General features: G+C 37.8%; 1 protein-coding gene. It reads right to left on the bottom strand.

The features are described 5' to 3' along the window. Window positions 1-1239, bottom strand: a 1239-nt coding sequence (locus tag FTT84_RS17820; RefSeq protein WP_085064261.1) for an IS4 family transposase, incomplete at its 3' end; no start/stop codon positions are given. Between the last annotated feature and the right edge of the window lie 71 nt (window positions 1240-1310).

Genomic DNA, 1310 nt, shown 5'->3' with positions numbered 1-1310 from the left:
CCTTTGCCTTTTTTCAGGTAATACAAATATTTTAGATTGTTCAAATAATTGCGCTAAATGTTTGGGTAGGTTTCCTGCTGATTCTAAAGGTGTGTGCCTTAAGATATTGATAATACTCATAGATGCAATATGGAAACTGATCCTTAAAGGACTCACCTTTGCATGTTCAGCGATAAACCTCATCTGTCTTCTTAAGATATTATATGCAATAAATACCCCCCACAATTCTTGATAGACCAAATCAGGTTGTTTGCTTCTTAAAATCCTTGCATCCTGTAAATCACTTTTAATTTCCCGATAACACATTTCTATTTCCCAACGCTGGATATAAAGCATTGCAAGGTCTTTGAATGGATAAACTTTAGAATCTGTTAATGATGTAATGTAACGTCTTATTTTTCCTGCATATTCAACTTCAATTAAACGTGCTTCCCAATAGTCACCCAATGACGGATTTATCTTTTTTGCTCTTGCTGAAACAGGCATTTTGATCTGAAAGTCATGGGCCGCATTATGATGAATCACTTCATAACGCAGGTTGTCCTTTGCTCGCATCAACCAATGACTCTCTTCTGCCTGAGATTGCCAGCTCACTAAAAAATCAGCAGAGAAGTAAGCACGATCAAATAGGGTAATACTGCGAACTGGTGCTTTTAATTGACTGGCTAAGGTTAATTCACCTTGATCCATACTGCCCATTTGGGCATCAATCATTTCATGGGTATTGGTATTCACCAGGCAAGTCGCTCTAACTTGTGGGTAAGGTGCAGCTGCTGTTTTGCCTTTGGATGAACCAAAGTGCTTAAAGTTTTCTTCTGTATGAGGCATAGACCAAACCACACCATCTACAGCACAAACGCATAGACCGTGAAAGTTGCTATATTGTTGTTGTGAGTCTTTAAACCATGCCTGACTTAATGTCGAAAATAAAGCACTCATGGGTTCTAAGCCTAAGCGTTGTCTTGCTTGTACGGATGCACTCGGTACACAGTATTCTGCCGTACCGAAAACAAGTTGCAATTGTTGAACCACATACCAAATCGGTTGATTTCGAAATAGAGCAAGTCCGATTACCAGCCAAACAACATGTTCAGCAGGCAGTTTTCTTTTTCGAATTGATGCTTTACCTGTTTGGTCTAAGCAATCTTCAATCCAGTTTAAATCAATCAATTCACTGAATTGTGAAAGTGAAGGTAGGGTTTGTTTTAATGTTAAATCTAGATTCTGAGATAAATTCATAAAAAAAGAGCGTATTTACATACGCTCTTTTTACAGCATTTTAACTTTTTTTGCTTAACTGACTGGCATTA

The organism is Acinetobacter sp. YH01019 (assembly GCF_013420285.1).
In the GTDB taxonomy this organism is placed as follows: Bacteria; Pseudomonadota; Gammaproteobacteria; order Pseudomonadales; family Moraxellaceae; genus Acinetobacter; species Acinetobacter gandensis.
The sequence above is the reverse complement of the archived record's forward strand: the minus strand, read 5'-3'. Positions and strand labels throughout refer to the sequence as shown.